Here is a 16,330-nt window from a genome sequence, read left to right as displayed (position 1 = left end):
TCCTACAGCTCAGCAGTCCTCGAAGTAGGCCTTCACGAAGCCCGCCGATTGGTAGACGTAGTCGTAGGCCCAGCGAGCCACCGACAACCGCGGCCGCGGGTCGACGAACAGCAGGTCGCCAGACCAGCATTTCTCGAGGATGTAGCGCGCCCGCGAGATGTGCGGGGTGAAGGTGACCACGATGACGCGCCGCCAACCGTTGAGCTGCGCCAACCGCGACAGTCCCCGGCCCTCACCCCGCGTGGTGCGCGGTGACGGGTCGAAGCAGCTGACCCGGAAGCTGTAGCCGCCGTGGCATATTCGGTTGATCATCGGGCTGTTGGTGTAGGGGTCGGAGAAGACGACCCACGGCGCGTAACCGTCGCGCGCCAATCGCAGCCCGAGTTGCTCACGCCCATCATGGGCCCCGCCCAGGACGAGGATGGCGTCGGCGGGCGCGGGCGGGTCGGTGCGTGGACTGACGTAGACCGGCCACAGCGCCGCCACCACCGCAGTCAACGCGACGAGGACCAGCAACGCCGGAGCGGTCATCTTCCGTCGCATCAGGCCGATGCTAGCGCCATGACCTGCACCGACCCTTCATGCCCGCGTTCAGTTACACGAATTCGGCTCGCTGGTCTTGACTACGGACAGCACGGCATCCCCTTCACCGATGAGCACCCCGGGCGCAGGCGACTGCGCGACCACAATCCAATTGCGGTCGGACAGTTGCATTCGCCCCCTACCGGTGGCGTCGGTGGATCGGGAATACCAGACACCGGCGGCTTGTATCGCGTTCTGGGCGGCTTGCAGATTCAAACAGACAACACTCGGCATGGCCACCGGCGCGGCCGGCTTGGCCGCAGTCGTCGGTGGAGGGGCGATCGCTGTCACGCGGGGAGACGCCACCGGTGTGGTGATCGCTGCCGCGGGCACGCTCGGCGCGGCGGAGGCAACCGCGGCAACCGGTGCCGCGTCCTTTTTGCCGCCGTCGACGGCGTTGCCGATCATGCCGACGACCAACATCGCGCCGAACACAGCGGCAATCCACACCCACACCGGGGTGCGCTTCTTGGGCAACTGTTGCGGAAAGTTCATATATCAGTACTCCTGGACGACTGCCGATCGGACCGCAGCGCGTACTCCCCCCGACAGGAGTTTGTGCGGGTGCCAAGATGCTGCCCTTGATCGATCGATGCCGTTGCTTTTCCACTGATTACCGGGTCGATCCCCCAACGATCGGTGGGAATCAATCCAACGGTCAGTCTGCTCGCCGCACCGGCGCGCCAGGACCGGTATGAACAAAGCCGCAGGTCACAACACCGACCACCGCTTGTACACCTGATGTTGCCACGGGTCTTGCCTCGAGGTCGGGGCGTGGCCATCGTGGGGGACTACCAATCGATCATGCGTTGCACAGTCTTCGGAACCGGGTACCTCGGGGCTACGCACGCGGCGTGCATGGCCGAACTCGGGCATGACGTGATCGGGGTGGATGTCGACCCCGGCAAGGTGGCGAAACTCTCGGACGGGGTGGTGCCGTTCTACGAGCCGGGTCTGGAGGAAGTGCTGCGGCGCAACCTCGATGCCGGGCGGCTGCGGTTCACCACCTCCTACGCGGAGGCCGCGGCGCACGCGGCGGTGCATTTCCTCGGGGTGGGCACACCGCAGAAGAAGGGTGAGTACGCCGCGGATCTCAAATATGTGCACGCCGTGGTGGATACGCTCGCGCCGCTGCTGGAACGGCCGTCGGTGATCGTCGGCAAGTCGACGGTGCCGGTGGGAACGGCTGCGGCGCTGGGCAAGCGGGCACGCGCGTTGACCTCGACCGAAGTCGAGGTGGCCTGGAACCCGGAGTTCCTCCGCGAGGGTTTCGCGGTCCAGGACACACTCCGGCCGGACCGGCTCGTGCTGGGTGTGGATCAGGACCGCGAAAACGCCGCGTGGGTAGCGGAACTCGTGCGTGAGGCCTATGCGGACCTGATCGAGAACGAGGTTCCGTTCCTGCTGACCGACCTGGCCACCGCCGAATTGGTGAAGGCTTCGGCCAATGCCTTTCTGGCCACCAAGATTTCGTTCATCAACGCCGTCTCCGAAGTGTGCGAGGCGACGGGCGCCGATGTCACCATGCTGGCCGACGCGCTCGGCTACGACGCCCGCATCGGCCGCCGGTTCCTCAACGCGGGCTTGGGTTTCGGCGGCGGTTGCCTGCCCAAGGACATCCGCGCGTTCATGGCCCGCTCCGGCGAACTCGGCGCCGATCACGCGGTGGCCTTCCTGCGTGAGGTCGACAACATCAATATGCGCCGCCGCACCAAGGTGGTCGACATGGCGGCCCGCGCCTGCGGCGGTTCGCTGCTCGGCGCGAACGTGGCCGTTCTCGGCGCGGCCTTCAAACCCGAATCCGATGACGTGCGCGACTCCCCCGCGCTGAACGTGGCGGGCATGATCCAGTTGCACGGCGCGGTCGTCACCGTGTACGACCCGAAGGCGGTGGAGAATTCGCGCCGCATCTTCCCGACCCTCAACTACGCCACCTCCGTCGAGGAGGCCTGTGATCGCGCCGACGTGGTACTGGTGCTCACGGAGTGGGACGAGTTCACCGCGCTGCGCCCCGCGGAACTGGACCGGGTGGTGCGAACGAAGTCCATCATCGACGGCCGGAACTGTCTCAATCGTGCCACCTGGAGAGCGGCTGGATGGGTGTACGCGGGTCTCGGCACCCCGTAGAGTTGCACCGACCGCGACGTGAATGCGGGCACGGGGCGCTTGAGCAGGATCGATCGTCGCCGGTAAGGTCCCGTGCAGTCTCCGTCGTAGGCGGCGGCAGTCTCCGTGGCAGGTGACGCGGGCTCGCAGGTCGAGAAGCGTGAAACAAGATGGGCAGCTGATGAGTTCGGTACTGGGAGTTTCGGTGGGGGCCGGCGCAGTTCGTCTGGCGCGCCCACACGCCGTGAACCCCCACACACCCGTCAATCCCCAGGGCTTCGACCTGCATACGATCCCGGTGCGCGATCACCGCGGGGATGAATTGGCCGCCGAGGCGGTCGGCGTCACCTTGGAATCCTCGCCCGAGATCAGAGCCACCGCCATCGCGTATCGCGGTGAGCAGCAAGCCCGCTCGATCCGCGCGGCCATGGCCCGGCAGCAGCTCACCGACTACGAACTGGTCCCGGAGATCTTCGCCACACTCGAATACGCCATGGCGACAGGCGAAATCCGGGGTATCAACTCCCTTGTCGTCTACGACCTCGGCAGCTCCGGCCTGACGGTCAGCGTCGTGGAGACGCACACTCGCGAGGTCCGCTACACCGAGCGCACCAGCGAAATCAGCGGCGATTACCTGGATTCCCTGATCCGCGAACAGCAGATCGCTTCGGGCCGCATCGCGCATCCGCAGAATTCGGCCGGTCTGGCGTCGCTGGACGCACTGTGCCGCGAAGCCAAGGAACAGCTTTCCTCCAACACCGCGGTCGCGCTACCCAGCGAACAAGGCTTGGTGCTGCTCGCGCAGGAAAATTTCGAAGCCCTGGTCGTGACGGCCGTGGAGGCCTCCGCCCGGATGACTCGCGAGGTGATCGCCCGCGCCGAACGCCCGGTGCACGGCGTGCTGGCCATCGGCGGCTGCGCCCGGATCCCGTTGGTCGCCAAGGTGCTCGAGCATTGGATCGGCGTGCCGGTCATCGTCCCGGAGAACCCGGAGACGGTCGCCGCCCGCGGCGCCGCACTGCTGGCCCGCCCGGCCGCTCGCCCCGCCGCCGCACCCGCGCCCGCCCCGGCCCAGCCGCCGTTCGACGAGGAGGAACTGTCCCCGGCCTGGCTGTCGGCTCCGCCGAAGAAGGGCAAACGCAAGCGCAAGAACGAGCTCGCGGAGGACGACTGGTTCGCGGGCGACGAGCAGGGTCAGGATTGGAGCGCCGCCCCGGCTCCGCAGGCCCGCAAGCAGAGCTACGCCGACCTACCGGACGCGCTGGCCGGCCGTCCACGGCGCAAGCGCGAACTCAACGGCGCGGTCCTCACGGTGAGCGCGCTGGTGGTGGTCGCCGCGATCGGCATCGGTCTCGGCTACGGCCAGCAGGTGCTGACCCGGGATTCCAACAGCAGCGAGGGCTCGACCCCCGTGCCCACCTCGGCCGTGCCGCGCACTACGACGCTGGAACCGCAGATCGCGGTGGCCCCCGCGACCACGACCACCGAAACCGAGTCGACGGTCGCGCCCGCACCGCGCCGCCCAACCACCACGCCGCCGACGTCCACGACGGGCGCGAATACCTTTACGGTGCCGTTCCTTCCGCCCATCGTCGTGCCGACCATCCCACCGGAGCTGTTCCCCGCTCCACCGCCCCAGGGGTAACCCCCCACCGCGATCATGGCCGAGCGTGTCGCGCGCGCCGAGCGGCCGGAACCGGGAGCCGCTTGTGCCCGAACGGCCGCGCCAGCATCACCGCGATGCCTGTGGTCAACGGCACCGACAGCGCGAGGGCGATACCGCCGACCGATGACCGCGCGATCTCGATGGCGACCGCGTCACCGGTGAGCACATCCCGGATCGACCGCCCGGCCACACTGAACAGCAGCAGCAGCGGCAACGCCCCACCGGCGTAGGCGAGCACCAGCGTGTAGACCGTACTGGCGATGTGATCTCGCCCCACCCGCATGGCGGCGGCGAAAATCTCTCGGCGCGAGGCGCCTTCGTCGAGCGCCGCCAACTCGAAGGCCGCGGCGGCCTGGGTGATGGTGACGTCGTTGAGCACACCCAGTGAGCCGATGATGAACCCGGCCAGCAGCAGGCCGGTAATACTGACGTGCTCGATATAGGTCGCCACGTTGGTGTTCTGCTCTTCGGACAGACCCGTCAGATGCGTGATCTCGATCGCGAGCCAGGACAGCACCGCCGCGAGCAACATCGACGCCAGCGTCCCGAGCAACGCCGAGCTGGTGCGCAGCGAAACCCCGTGTGCCAGATAGAGCACCGCGTACAGAATCGCCGAGCCCGCGACCAGCGCGACCGGAATCGCGGGTTTCCCGTCCAGCAGCGCCGGCAACATGAAGCCGACCAGCACCGCGAACGCGATCACCAGTCCGATCAGCGCGCGGAAGCCGCGCCAGCGCGCCACCACGATGATCACCAGCACAAAGACCAGGAAGATCAGCAGCAGCGGCAACCCGCGCGAGTAGTCCTCGAAGGAATACAGCGGTGTGCCACTCGGGTCGGTCTGCCGCACCAGCCGGATCTCGTCACCGGCCTTGAGTTCGGGTTGCCCTGGGCCGGGCGCGATTTCGAGCAGCGTCTTGCTGCCCTCGTGCGGCCCGGAGTCGATGGTGATGAGGCTGCGCTGGCATTTGTAGTTGGTGTTGCGCGGCGCCTCGGGTTTGTCGGCGAAGACCTTGCCGATGGAGGGACTGCCGCAGACTCCGACATCCTGCAGCACCACGGTGCCCGCTTCGGTCTGTACCGCGCCGCCGCCCGCGTTCTGCATGGGCAGCGGAATGTCGATGTGCTGCTTGCTCGGCCAGAGCAGGAACGCGCCGGCGACGACCGCGATGCCGATGACGGTGAGTAACCCGATGACCACCCGCGCGGCGGTGGCGCCGATCGCGATCGGCCCGGAATGGTCGTGGTGGTGATGATGGTGCTCCGTCACCAGAGGAGCTTAAAGGATTTGATTTTCAAACTCGCGATGGACGCTACGGAGAAGGTGCGCTGAACTGCGCGAAAGCCAGCCGACGGGTGCGGGTGGCGAGAGCGGGAGGGGGCGGCGGAGAGCAGGGGGATGTCTCCGCCGCCCGCAGGCCGGCGCCCAGGGGGGTAGGCGGCCGAACCCGAGGGCCAGGTTGTCCAGGGGGGGTAGACAACCCGACCGGGCACTCGAAGTGCCGAGAGCCACTGTACACAAAAACGGGAGTTTTGCGCTAGTGAGTATTCATAACTGCCGGTTATCCATACTGACGGTCTGTTTCGACCCCGGAATCAAGGGGCTACTGCCGATAACCGGCGAGGAAGTTGCCGAACCTTTCGATGGCCACCGCGAGGTCCCGGGCCCACGGCAGCGTGACGATCCGCAGATGGTCGTGGTCGGGCCAGTTGAAGCCCGTGCCCTGCACCATCAGGATTTTTTCCTGCAGCAGCAGGTCCAGGATCAGCTTCGAATCGTCGTGGATCTCATGCACATTCGGATCCAGCCGGGGGAAGGCATAGAGCGCGCCCTTCGGCTTCACGCACGACACACCCGGGATCATGTTGAGCCGCTCCCAGGCCACGTCACGCTGCTCCAATAGTCGCCCGCCGGGCAGGATCAGATCCTCGATGCTCTGATGCCCGCCGAGGGCTACCTGAATGGCGTGCTGCGCGGGCACATTCGGGCACAGGCGGGTGGAGGCGAGCAGCGACAGCCCCTCCAGGAAACCGGCGGCGTGCTCCTTCGGTCCGGTGATGACCACCCAGCCCGAGCGATATCCGGCCACCCGGTACGCCTTGGACAAGCCGTTGAAGGTCAGGCACAGCAGATCGGGCGCGAGCGTGGCGAGCGAGATGTGTTTGGCGTCGTCGTAGAGGATCTTGTCGTAGATCTCATCGGCCAGCAGCAAGAGCCGATGCTTGCGCGCCAGATCGACCAGCTGCTGCAACACCTCGGTGGAGTACACCGCGCCGGTCGGGTTGTTCGGGTTGATCACCAGCAGCGCTTTGGTCTTGTCGGTGATCTTCGACTCGATATCGGCGATATCGGGCTGCCAGCCATTGGACTCGTCGCACAGGTAGTGCACCGGGGTGCCGCCGGCCAAACTGGTCATGGCGGTCCACAGCGGATAGTCCGGCGCCGGGATCAGCACCTCGTCACCGTTGTCCAGCAGCGCCTGCATGGTCATGGTGATCAGCTCGGAGACGCCGTTGCCCAGGTAGACGTCGTCCACATCGAACTCCGGGAAACCCGGGACCAGCTCGTAACGGGTCACGATCGCGCGACGGGCCGACAGGATGCCCTTGGACTCCGAGTAGCCCTGGGCGTAGGGCAGCGCGGCGATGATGTCGCGCATGATCACATCCGGCGCCTCGAAACCGAACGGCGCCGGGTTGCCGATATTGAGCTTGAGGATCCGGTGCCCCTCGGCCTCCAACCGTGCCGCATGCGCGTGTACCGGCCCACGAATCTCGTACAGAACGTTCTGCAGCTTCGTGGACTGCTCCAAAACACGCGGCGGCTGATGCGGTAGATGACTCGGGCTCACCCGATCAATGGTGCCATCCTCCGCAACGGATTAATCGATGGGCCGCATAGCTAGCTACCTGGCGGTATGCCCTTGGCCGCGGTCGCGCCGCAGAATTCCTCGATCCGTTCGTCCAGGAAACGCGCCTCCGACGCGTTGCGGAAGCTGGGCGCCGCCATCCGGCGGCGTACACCGGTGAGCCGCGTCTCCAACTGCACGATGCGTTTGTCCTCGGCGAGTCCGAGGACCGGGTGCAGGGCTTCGGCGGCACCGTCCAGGCTGCCGTTGATCAGGTGCGCGGCGGCGTTGTCCACCCGGGCCAGCGATTCGGCGCCGTAGGAGCGCTTCTCCGAGGGACCGTTGGCATATAGCTCGATCGCGCGCTGGGTGGCGGCCAGCGCGGGTTCGGCCTCGCCGAGATGGATGTAGGTGGCGCCCGCGTAGTACTGCGATTTGGCGTCGGGGAACCCGAAGACGCCGCCGACCTCGTCGTGCAGGTCGTCGGCGGCGCCGGCTTCGCGCGCGTCGTCGGCCGCCCGGATACAGCGGTCGGTGTCGGCGGGGCTGCCGATCTTCGACCAGATCCTGGCCTCGATATTGAGCAACCGCACCTTCGCCGTCGCCGACTCGGCGTATTCGTGCCCGCTCTGAGCGAGCAGCACACCGCGGCGCGGACGTTCGGCGCCGTACTCGATGAGCGCGTGCATACCGCGGGTCCAGGCGCGTAAACCGTTGTGCCCGCACAACTCCGCGTACGCCCAGGCGGCGCGAATCTGCTCGCCCGCGGCGTCGTAGTAACCCAAATCCGTACTGGCGTTGGCGAGCAGCCCCGACAGGGTGCCCGCCAGCAGATACAGGTGCGATGTGTCGGCGGGGCGCTGATGCCCCTCCAGCAACCGGTACACCCGGCGCCGCACCCGCAACATCTCGACCATCATCGGCACCGGTGGAATGTGCACGTAATCGTTCGCGATGCGCGTGACGTCGGCGTCGAGCTGTTCCAAGGTGGTCGCACCGACATTGGTGCTCTCGGCCTGGCCGGCGTGCTCGCTGGCCTCGTGGGCAGCCGCCATGATCAGATCCCTCTCCGAAATCGCTGCTAACGCATCACCTCTCATCGCACCGGCATCTATGAGAGCCAAAAGGTCCGCGTCACTCGAATAAGACACACCAGCCGCTGCGGCCGGCGACTCGAAACCAGGCGCGGCGGATCGAGCGGTGCCGGGGCCGGGAGTACCCGAATGCTCGATCAATTCCGCGAACCGGGCCCGCACCACATCGTCGGACCTTGCCAGGGATGTATCCAGTGCGGCTTGATTGACAGGACGTGGGTGCACCCGGACGCCGCCGGCTTCCCACTTCGACACCAGACGTTCGTGCACACCGAGGTGCGCCGCGAACTCCCGGATACTCATCCGCTTGGCATCGCGAAGGGCACGGGTCTCTCGTCCTGACCATTGCCTGACCACGATGTCATCCCTTCGCACGAACTCTTTCCCAGGGTACGAGGCGATTGTGCCGGAGGCCACAAACAATTCGGTGTCGCTATCAGTCTTTTTGCCCCTGCCCCGGGGCAGGGGCAGTGGAAGGGCAGCGGAATGCGGGCAGGAGGGCGTTACCGCGTCCGCGTTCCTCAGGCGACCCTTGATACAGGAGGCAAGGAGTTGGCCGTGAATGTGGACAAACTCAGGACAGTCGATGATTGGGTGGCCTTCTACCGGCACGAATACGACTTACCGGTGATCGAGCGTGGCGGATTCGCGATGCTGCCCATCAGTAGCCGTGTCTGTGTCGTGCACTTGCCCACGGCGCGCGCTGAAAAGGTCAGGGCGGCACTGGAACAGCAGGGGACGAGGGGTCCGATGCTGGCCCGGCAGATCCGCTGGAGTTTTCTCGCCGCGCCGGACAGCCGCCCAGGCGCACAGGTATTGGAGGTACTGAACCGACTCGATATCGGAATACCCGCGATCGGCAGTGCCGTGATGTTGCCGACCGGTCTCGGTCGCTGGACCCGGGAAGGGTGCTTCTGGGTCAGCCCGCCGAGACGCGGCGACACGCTCCCGCCGTTATCCGTCGTCATCACGACGGCGCTGGCGGTGGGAGCGGGCGGCGGGGACTGAAAATTGCGTCGTCGGTCCCCGCCGCCGCCCCGGGCTACCCGCTTGCGCCCGGGGCGCTGCTACACCGGCCGGGTCCGCCTCTTTTCCACAGTCGACGAGGCGGACTCGGCCGCAGCACATTTCGGGCCTACTGTGGGGAGATGGACGCCGCCCGAGTCCTGGAGCTGCGCGGGATCTACCAGGTGCGCGCCAAGGACGTAGTGCACTCCCCCGCGGCCCTGTTCGAGGGGCTGGACGTCATCCGATGTTTCGGGTTCGACGTCACCGAGCCGGAAACGGTGCGGCGCAGGAAGATTCCCGGCGGCACCGTGAAGATCGTTTTCGCTTTGGACGGGGTGTTCGGCGGGCGCGCGATCGAACCGACCGCGCTGGTGATCGGCATGCACGACCGCGGCGGTCGCACGGAACATTCCGGCCGGATGCACAGCGTCCAAGTCCAACTCGGGCCGCTGGCCGCGCGGCGATTGCTCGGCGTGCCGATGGGCGAATTGCGAAACACCACAGCGGACTTGGGTGCGTTGATCGGCCGACCCGCGGGCGAGCTGACCGATCGCCTCGCCCACGCCGTCGACTGGACGCAACGGTTCGCCCTGGTCGCGGGGTTCGTGCGGGACCGCGCCGCTGCGGCCGCGCCCGCCGATCCGGCGATCACACACGCCGTAGCGGCGCTACGCCGAATTGCGGCGGCGCCCGCTGACCCGGCGATCACACACGCGGAGGCGGCACTACGCCGAACTGCGGCCGCACCCGCCGATCCGGCGATCACACACGCGGTAGCGGCGCTACGCCGACAGCGCGGGACCGCGGTCACCGCGCTGGCCGACGAAATCGGTTGGAGCCACCGGTATTTCCGTCGGCGATTCACCGAGCAGGTGGGTCTGCCGCCGAAGGATTACAGCTCCCTGCTGCGTTTCTCGCACGCGCTCACCGTATTGGGGAGCGATCCGAGCGCCGTCGCCGCCGACCTGGGCTATTACGACCAGTCGCACCTCATCCGCGACTTTCACCGCTTCGCCGGAACCACGCCCGGCCGTCTCTTCGCACCGGCCGACACGTCACCGTGACCGGCCCGGCATCGAGGACCGATTCGTCCAATACCGGCGCTGGTCGCGGACTTTAGCTTTACCCGCATGTCAAAGACACCCATCCCGGTGCGAATCGCCGTCGTCGGCATCGGCATGCACGCGATCAATCACATTGTCGTCCTGCTGATTCCGCCGTTCGGCTGGAACCCCGGCACCATCTACCACTCGATCGGCGCGCCGCTCTACGCGGCGCTGCTGCTACCGATCCGGCGCGGCCGGAACTGGGCTCGCGTCACCATCACCATCCTGCTCGGCTGCCAATTCGCCGGACGCTTCGTGGTGTGGGCGCTGTTCCCGGCGAGCGGGGTGCACGCCGCGCTGCTGTTCGGCTGGACGCTCTCGACGGTGATCCTGCTCCTGCTGTGGCTACCGGCCGCGGCCCGCAACCACTTTCAGCGCGCCTCCACCGTATTGACCACGTCCGCCGACAGCGGGAAGTTGAGATAGGACTTCGACGGCGTCGGCCCGCGCTGCCCCTGATACTTCGAGCCGACCGACGCGCTGCCGTACGGATGCTCGGCCGGGCTGCTCAACCGGATCAGGCACAGCTGCCCGATCTTCATTCCCGGCCACAGCGTGATCGGCAGGTTCGCCACATTCGACAGCTCCAGGGTGATGTGCCCGCTGAAGCCGGGATCGATGAATCCCGCGGTCGAATGCGTCAGCAGACCCAGCCGGCCCAGGCTCGACTTGCCCTCCAGCCGCCCGGCCAGATCGTCGGGCAGCGTGCACACCTCGAGCGTGGACCCGAGCACGAACTCACCCGGGTGCAGCACGAACGGCTCCCCCTCGGGGGGTTCCACCAGGCTGGTCAGCTCGTCCTGGCGCTGGGCCGGATCGATGTGGGTGTAGCGGGAGTTGTCGAAGACCCGGAACAACCGGTCCAGCCGCACGTCGATACTCGACGGCTGGATCAGATTTTCCAGCAACGGTTCGACCCCGAGACGCCCAGCGGCGATCTCCGCACGGATGTCACGATCGGAAAGCAGCACGGGGAGCAGCGTAGTGGTCGCCGGCTACCCGATGCCGCGCGGCCGGTGCTCTGCCTGATTTGCGATGATCCCCCGACCCTGGCGGCTAGTCGCCGGCCCTGCCCGCCGGATCCTGTGCCGCCGCCGACTCGTCGGCGCTGAAGACCGGGCGATGATGCGGAGCACCCTCGTCGGCCATTGGAAACGCCGTCAACGGCGCGGTTTCATGACTGAATAGCCCGGGCGCATGCCCGTCTTCCGTACTCATCCGTCGAGCCTCCTCCGATAGTGATCGAATAGCCAATCGACTGGCCCGACCACCCTGCAACGAATGGTAATGGACTTGCCTCCCGCAGCGGGCCGTCTGCTAAGCTCACGGACGCATACAAGCACTGCCGATGTAGTTCAATGGTAGAACTTCTGCTTCCCAAGCAGACAGCGCGGGTTCGATTCCCGTCATCGGCTCCACGGAAAACAGGCCCTGACCAGCGTGTGCTGATGCAGGGCCTTTCTTTAGCTCCGGGGCACTGTACCCAAAGTTGTACCCTATCCATGGTTTCCGATCGGGTCCTCTCCAAACCGAGCGACGCACCCGATCGGTGGCCGTCCCATGCCACCGTTCGCTGACTTGGAATCCCCACACCGCAATCAGGCGATCGCAGGTTTCGACTACCACCTCATTCGCAGCCTCATAGGCTTCCCTGTCTTCGTCGTCGAGGTCCGTCACTGGACTGCTTCCGCTGACCGGCGGTGTCAGCGGCTCCTACCGGCTGACGGTGCGCCCCGACCACGGCCATCAACCGCGACGAGTCGTGCGGTCCGGCGGTCCCGGTGAACCACCGTCGACGCGCGGCGCGACGTCTTAGGCTGGCCGCCATGGCATCCACCCCCACCGTCTGGACCGTGACCACCACAACGCCGACCGAGCAAGCCGCCGAAGACATCGCGAAAGCGGCTGTCGCCGAACAACTCGCCGCCGCCGCGTGGATCAGCGGCCCCGTGAAGTCGGTGTGGTGGCATCTCGGAGAGTCCGGCACGGGCGAAGAGTGGCGTGTCGAACTCCGCACCCCGGCCGGCATTGTGGACCAGTTGATGGACCGGATTCGGACCTTGCACCCGTGGGACAACCCCGAACTGATCGGAGTGCCGATCGGGGCGTGCTCGGACGCCTATATCGAATGGGCGCGGAAATCTACAATCGCTGCGGAATAGGCACTCGCGCCCCCACCACCCGCCGGTGCAGGGTCGCTGCTCCTGCGATACCGGCCGACACACACCGCGCACTCACTTGCCGGACCCGAGTCAACGGCCGGACCGAAGCGACCTGCACAGCGAGATCAAACGCGCGGCCGGTGATCTGCATAGCTTCGTCGACATTCCCGGCATCAAGGTGGGCATCGGCCAGCCATGTCATATACAACGATTTGTCGCGTGACCAGTGATCGGGATAGTCGGCTAGTGCCCGCGTCAGCGGTGGTGTCGCCTTCTCCGGGGCGTGCAGCACCGACCACACCCGCCCCGTCATAATGTCGAGTTCCGCCCGGTTCACCCAGTCGAACCAACGCGCCGCAGGCTGGCGGTCACTATCTTCCAACGCCTCATAGGATGCATCCAACGCGCGGGCGGCACCGTCACGGTCCCCCGTAGTCGCCAGCGACCACGCACGCCTCGATTCCAGCATCGCTCGCGCTTTGGCCGGCGCCGCGGTACCGACCGTCGAGCATGCCGCGTCTGCCGCGGCGATCGCACCGGAACTACCAATGGCGTAAGCGATCTGTATGAGCGCGTTCGCGGCCAGCTCGGGGCAACCCGCCTCCTGCGCGGCACGGTGGCTGTACTCGTACAGGTCGAGAGCTTGACTGGCGAATCCCGCATCGAATGCCGCCCAGCCAGCTTGCTGCGCTTGTTCCCCGGCCAGTCCCGTCAACGCCGTACGGACGGCGGCGGAACAGCTGGACCGGGCAAGGGTCAGTTCGGTTTTCGCGAGTTCCGCCGCGTACAGCCGGAACGTGTCACCGCCACCGAGGAACGAGTCCAACTCTTGTAGGCGGGTGAACCGGGCACGCATTTCCTCGAGATCGACACTGCCCGCTCGTCCCGGAGCATCCATAGCTGCGATTGGCACGACCAGCCCAGTCAGTCCGAATTGCCTGCGCTTCGTGGCCTCTTCCCTTTCGACATCACGTCGGGTGCGCTTCGGATACAAGCCGAGATCGGCCGCCGAAGAACTACCCAAGACTGCCATGAGGGCCGCGCGTGTCGCATTCCTCGGCCACGTCAGCTCACCGGCCTCCAGCCGGTAAATCGCCTGACCGGTGATAGAAGGCCGCCGCCCGGTAGCGCGCTCGATCTCATCGCACACCGCCTCGGCAACCTCGGCCTGGGTCATACCGCGAGCCAATCGCAAATCTCGGAGCTTGGTGTTCGTGGCTCCCCCAAACGGGTCGATGCCGTTATTTGCCTATAGTTTTGCGCTTCCGCCTACCGCTCGTATCCAAGACGCTGATATCTGTACCCGGCGCCGGTGATTGCCTCACTCATACGGGCACTCCACCAGCGCGAAAGCGTTGCCAGAGGGCGGATTCCCGGCGTCGGGTGCACTCCAGCCGTTCCAGGGAAATGGAGGCACCCGACATGCCAATGATCCTCGCTGGCACCGCGATCACGCTAGTGCTGGCTCTTCTCGTCACCGCGTGCTACTACACACACCGCGCAACCCGACCCAAACCCGCCGACGCCCGAAGTTGCGGCGACCTCGACGGGAGGAGGTGGTGAGGATGGCTGAACCCGACCGGCCCCGCGTGATCATCTACCAGCGCGCCGACCTCGCCGGAGCCCGCCGAGGGTGGGAGTATCAGCAGGCGCGTGCCCGCTCGCTGCTGCTCGGCTACTCCCTCGCCTCCGCTGTCGTGCTGAACCGGCCACTGGACCCCGTGCAGATGTTGATCGGTGAGGTGCAACTCCAGCGCGCCGACGCCGTGATGGTGCACAGCCTGCGGGACTTCGATGGGAGAGTGCCGGCCGCGTTAATCGCGGTGTGCGATGTCCTCACCGTCGACACCCAAAACACCTATGCCCGCGGCGATGTGCCGCCCGACGCCCCGCCCGTCGACCGCCCGTCTGCGACGGAGCAAGCACGATGAGACTCGACTGGTTCAGAAATGCCTCCGCGCCCACCGTGCCCGGCGGTACCAGCGTCCAGGAGATCGCCGAACGCATCGCAAAAGAGCGTCGCCGCATACAGATTCAAGCCGAAGACGCGCGCGCCGCAGACGACGGGGTGTGGCCGCGGGGCTGTACCCATGCCGCGCCCGATCATCGGTTGAGCGTCGAAGAGGCGCACGAGTCATGCAGCAGCTGCGCCGCTGTCGCGCCGACCTCTGCATGCGCAAGGCGGCTGCGCGGCAAACGCTGATCGACGCTAGGCGCATGCGGGCCGACCCGTCGAGGGGGTGGTACTGACCGCGTAACCGTCTGGCCGGATTCCTGGCCGCCCGAACGTCCAAACAGCGACACAGGGACAATCGCAATGACTGACAGCACCCGCCGGAAGGAGCGCCGGACATGGGAGAGCTCAACACCCACACCACCGAACAACAGCCCGACCACACTGAACAGCAGCAGGACCCGGCATTTCTGGCATGGCTCGCCGCCATGGACGACGACCTGGCCCAACTCGAACGCGACGACGTACCCGCACTCGGGCAGCTTGCCGACCGATGGACTCGGGATTCACTGCGGGTGCTGGAGCGGGCAGCGCTGCGCTACTACCCCGATCCCGACGCTCCCGACACACCGGCGCAGAAAGCACGGTTCGAACGCCTCGCCCGCGGTGTCGGCCACATCTTCGCTACGACGTTGGGCGGGCACTGGGTCTACGTGGAGATCACGGCTCTTCCCGACGGCCCGGCTCGGCCGCACCCGGCTGTGGAAATCCCCTCTGCCACAGCCTGGTTCGATCCTGCGCGCCTGCTTGTCCATGCTCTTCTCCGGCGGACCGGGACAACGGTCGAAGAGGTCTACGATCACGTCGCCGCTGAGTGGCGGGAATGGCACTCCCTGGGGCAACCGCCGCTGCACGAATGGGCGAACCGCCGCTAGTCTCCCCCGGCTCGCCGTTTCGGGGGTCGTGCGGTGAGCCCGAATCCGGAAATCGGCGACCATGGTTTGACCCCCGCTGGTGACCGGGGCCACGCCGCATATGTCCTAGGCAAGCTCGCGGAAAAGGTCGAGTTGTCCCGTATTCGGGCCGCTGTTGACTGGCGCACCGAGGTCGAGAAGTGGGGCAACCGCAAAGAGCTGCATGACGCATTCATGTACGGCTGGCAGCAAATGCAACAGCGCTCGCCGGATCAGGGTTGGGCGCATGAGTATGTAATCAAGACCCCGCTGAGTGAACGCCGTTTGGATGCCGCCCAGGTCCGTGAGACCAAAGGCGTGGCGGTCGTTGTGAAGTCCAACGAGTTCAAAGCTGGATACGTTCCCCGCGAGGAAGGGTTACACCAACTTGCTAAAGAGGAATGGCTACTCGCCAACGGGATCATCCTGGAGTCCGAAGCGGTCATCCGGGACTGGGCCGATCTCGACACCGAGGTAGCCCAGCGTGTTCAGGAGTTGGCGAAGAAGTTCCCGGGCCGCTACCGGGTGGTCGAGGCCGGACCCCGTGATTTCGAACGCGCGGTGGAACTCGGCCGGCCGGTGGTAGCCCGTCAGGCGATGGAGCGGCTGGCTAACGCTGTCGAGCGGATGCGAGAAAACCCCACCCTGACCGTCGCCCGGGACGCTATCAGTCGATTTACCGCCGAGGTGCAGCAAGCCCGCGAGCGCGGTGAGCCGATCAGCCTATCTGTGCTGCTCGGTGCTCGCGATGACCTGCAACGCCTGGTGGAAGCCGACCGGCAAGTCATCCGCGACTACGACAACCTGGCATTGAAGCAAGCCAATGTGCCACTTCGGCAGTCACTTTGAT

At 66.3% G+C, this 16,330-nt stretch carries 18 protein-coding genes and 1 tRNA gene; 11 read left to right on the top strand and 8 right to left on the bottom strand.

Annotation, left to right across the window (positions count from 1 at the left end):
* Positions 1–9: 9 nt before the first annotated feature.
* Positions 10–543, bottom strand: coding sequence for a YdcF family protein (locus tag BJ987_RS07095; RefSeq protein ID WP_209885832.1), 534 nt, complete (start codon positions 541–543; stop codon positions 10–12).
* A gap of 48 nt (positions 544–591) precedes the next feature.
* Positions 592–1,077 (bottom strand): hypothetical protein, encoded by a 486-nt coding sequence (locus BJ987_RS37160; RefSeq protein WP_245365851.1) that lies wholly within the window; start codon positions 1,075–1,077, stop codon positions 592–594.
* 309 nt (positions 1,078–1,386) lie between these two features.
* Here BJ987_RS37160 and BJ987_RS07085 point away from each other — a divergent pair, with 309 nt between their 5' ends.
* Entirely contained in the window at positions 1,387–2,709 is a 1,323-nt protein-coding gene (locus BJ987_RS07085; protein WP_209885830.1) for a UDP-glucose dehydrogenase family protein, read from the top strand.
* Between the two features lie 160 nt (positions 2,710–2,869).
* Positions 2,870–4,333 carry an Hsp70 family protein gene (locus BJ987_RS07080; protein WP_209885827.1) on the top strand — a complete coding sequence of 488 codons (1,464 nt, stop codon included), beginning with the start codon at positions 2,870–2,872 and terminating at the stop codon, positions 4,331–4,333.
* Between the two features lie 13 nt (positions 4,334–4,346).
* On the opposite strand, the gene BJ987_RS07075 is transcribed toward BJ987_RS07080, so the two are convergent.
* The 3 genes from BJ987_RS07075 to BJ987_RS07065 all read right to left on the bottom strand — a co-directional run bounded on the left by BJ987_RS07075 (position 4,347) and on the right by BJ987_RS07065 (position 8,600).
* Positions 4,347–5,624 carry a YibE/F family protein gene (locus BJ987_RS07075; protein WP_372446846.1) on the bottom strand — a complete coding sequence of 426 codons (1,278 nt, stop codon included), beginning with the start codon at positions 5,622–5,624 and terminating at the stop codon, positions 4,347–4,349.
* 334 nt (positions 5,625–5,958) lie between these two features.
* Positions 5,959–7,215, bottom strand: coding sequence for a pyridoxal phosphate-dependent aminotransferase (locus tag BJ987_RS07070; RefSeq protein WP_209897967.1), 1,257 nt, complete (start codon positions 7,213–7,215; stop codon positions 5,959–5,961).
* Positions 7,216–7,256: 41 nt separating this feature from the next.
* Positions 7,257–8,600 (bottom strand): helix-turn-helix domain-containing protein, encoded by a 1,344-nt coding sequence (locus tag BJ987_RS07065; RefSeq protein WP_209885823.1) that lies wholly within the window; start codon positions 8,598–8,600, stop codon positions 7,257–7,259.
* Between the two features lie 255 nt (positions 8,601–8,855).
* Here BJ987_RS07065 and BJ987_RS07060 point away from each other — a divergent pair, with 255 nt between their 5' ends.
* From BJ987_RS07060 to BJ987_RS07050, 3 genes are all read left to right on the top strand, one after another.
* Entirely contained in the window at positions 8,856–9,305 is a 450-nt protein-coding gene (locus BJ987_RS07060; protein WP_209885820.1) for a hypothetical protein, read from the top strand.
* Between the two features lie 140 nt (positions 9,306–9,445).
* On the top strand, positions 9,446–10,369 hold the full coding sequence (locus BJ987_RS07055; protein WP_209885816.1) for a helix-turn-helix domain-containing protein: 924 nt from the start codon (positions 9,446–9,448) through the stop codon (positions 10,367–10,369).
* A gap of 66 nt (positions 10,370–10,435) precedes the next feature.
* Entirely contained in the window at positions 10,436–10,837 is a 402-nt protein-coding gene (locus tag BJ987_RS07050) for a hypothetical protein (protein WP_209885813.1), read from the top strand.
* Here the strand turns inward: BJ987_RS07050 and dcd are convergent.
* Entirely contained in the window at positions 10,783–11,382 is a 600-nt protein-coding gene (dcd, locus tag BJ987_RS07045) for a dCTP deaminase (RefSeq protein WP_209885810.1), read from the bottom strand. The two genes, BJ987_RS07050 and dcd, sit on opposite strands and share 55 nt — an antisense overlap.
* 85 nt (positions 11,383–11,467) lie before the next feature.
* Positions 11,468–11,629: a hypothetical protein gene (locus tag BJ987_RS07040; protein WP_209885807.1), complete on the bottom strand. Its 162-nt coding sequence runs from the start codon at positions 11,627–11,629 to the stop codon at positions 11,468–11,470.
* A 126-nt stretch (positions 11,630–11,755) separates the two neighbouring features.
* Between BJ987_RS07040 and BJ987_RS07035 the strand changes: the two genes are divergently transcribed.
* Positions 11,756–11,829 (top strand) — tRNA-Gly (locus BJ987_RS07035).
* 408 nt (positions 11,830–12,237) lie between these two features.
* Positions 12,238–12,573 carry a divalent cation tolerance protein CutA gene (gene cutA, locus BJ987_RS07030; protein WP_209885804.1) on the top strand — a complete coding sequence of 112 codons (336 nt, stop codon included), beginning with the start codon at positions 12,238–12,240 and terminating at the stop codon, positions 12,571–12,573.
* Here the strand turns inward: cutA and BJ987_RS07025 are convergent.
* On the bottom strand, positions 12,554–13,768 hold the full coding sequence (locus BJ987_RS07025; RefSeq protein WP_504739751.1) for an NsdA family TPR-like regulatory protein: 1,215 nt from the start codon (positions 13,766–13,768) through the stop codon (positions 12,554–12,556). The two genes, cutA and BJ987_RS07025, sit on opposite strands and share 20 nt — an antisense overlap.
* Positions 13,769–14,138: 370 nt before the next feature.
* Between BJ987_RS07025 and BJ987_RS07020 the strand changes: the two genes are divergently transcribed.
* From BJ987_RS07020 to BJ987_RS07005, 4 genes are all read left to right on the top strand, one after another.
* Complete coding sequence (locus tag BJ987_RS07020; RefSeq protein ID WP_209885798.1) at positions 14,139–14,504, top strand: hypothetical protein; 366 nt, start codon at positions 14,139–14,141, stop codon at positions 14,502–14,504.
* Positions 14,501–14,776, top strand: coding sequence for a hypothetical protein (locus BJ987_RS07015; RefSeq protein ID WP_209885794.1), 276 nt, complete (start codon positions 14,501–14,503; stop codon positions 14,774–14,776). The genes BJ987_RS07020 and BJ987_RS07015 overlap by 4 nt, the downstream gene beginning before the upstream one ends.
* Positions 14,777–14,925: 149 nt before the next feature.
* Positions 14,926–15,462 carry a hypothetical protein gene (locus BJ987_RS07010; RefSeq protein WP_209885791.1) on the top strand — a complete coding sequence of 179 codons (537 nt, stop codon included), beginning with the start codon at positions 14,926–14,928 and terminating at the stop codon, positions 15,460–15,462.
* Positions 15,463–15,495: 33 nt separating this feature from the next.
* Positions 15,496–16,329 (top strand): hypothetical protein, encoded by an 834-nt coding sequence (locus BJ987_RS07005; protein WP_209885788.1) that lies wholly within the window; start codon positions 15,496–15,498, stop codon positions 16,327–16,329.
* Position 16,330: the final 1 nt, after the last annotated feature.

This window comes from Nocardia goodfellowii (assembly GCF_017875645.1).
Taxonomy (GTDB): domain Bacteria; phylum Actinomycetota; class Actinomycetes; order Mycobacteriales; family Mycobacteriaceae; genus Nocardia; species Nocardia goodfellowii.
This window is presented reverse-complemented; position numbering and strand designations above follow the sequence as displayed.

What these genes read in the sequence shown, in the direction of transcription:
- BJ987_RS07095 (WP_209885832.1), bottom strand. Translation starts at nt 543, where the DNA reads ATGCGACGGAAGATGACCGCTCCGGCGTTGCTGGTCCTCGTCGCGTTG.
- BJ987_RS37160 (WP_245365851.1), bottom strand. Translation starts at nt 1,077, where the DNA reads ATGAACTTTCCGCAACAGTTGCCCAAGAAGCGCACCCCGGTGTGGGTG.
- BJ987_RS07085 (WP_209885830.1), top strand. Translation starts at nt 1,387, where the DNA reads ATGCGTTGCACAGTCTTCGGAACCGGGTACCTCGGGGCTACGCACGCG.
- BJ987_RS07080 (WP_209885827.1), top strand. Translation starts at nt 2,870, where the DNA reads ATGAGTTCGGTACTGGGAGTTTCGGTGGGGGCCGGCGCAGTTCGTCTG.
- BJ987_RS07065 (WP_209885823.1), bottom strand. Translation starts at nt 8,600, where the DNA reads ATGAGTATCCGGGAGTTCGCGGCGCACCTCGGTGTGCACGAACGTCTG.
- BJ987_RS07055 (WP_209885816.1), top strand. Translation starts at nt 9,446, where the DNA reads ATGGACGCCGCCCGAGTCCTGGAGCTGCGCGGGATCTACCAGGTGCGC.
- BJ987_RS07050 (WP_209885813.1), top strand. Translation starts at nt 10,436, where the DNA reads ATGTCAAAGACACCCATCCCGGTGCGAATCGCCGTCGTCGGCATCGGC.
- BJ987_RS07040 (WP_209885807.1), bottom strand. Translation starts at nt 11,629, where the DNA reads ATGAGTACGGAAGACGGGCATGCGCCCGGGCTATTCAGTCATGAAACC.
- cutA (WP_209885804.1), top strand. Translation starts at nt 12,238, where the DNA reads ATGGCATCCACCCCCACCGTCTGGACCGTGACCACCACAACGCCGACC.
- BJ987_RS07020 (WP_209885798.1), top strand. Translation starts at nt 14,139, where the DNA reads ATGGCTGAACCCGACCGGCCCCGCGTGATCATCTACCAGCGCGCCGAC.
- BJ987_RS07015 (WP_209885794.1), top strand. Translation starts at nt 14,501, where the DNA reads ATGAGACTCGACTGGTTCAGAAATGCCTCCGCGCCCACCGTGCCCGGC.
- BJ987_RS07010 (WP_209885791.1), top strand. Translation starts at nt 14,926, where the DNA reads ATGGGAGAGCTCAACACCCACACCACCGAACAACAGCCCGACCACACT.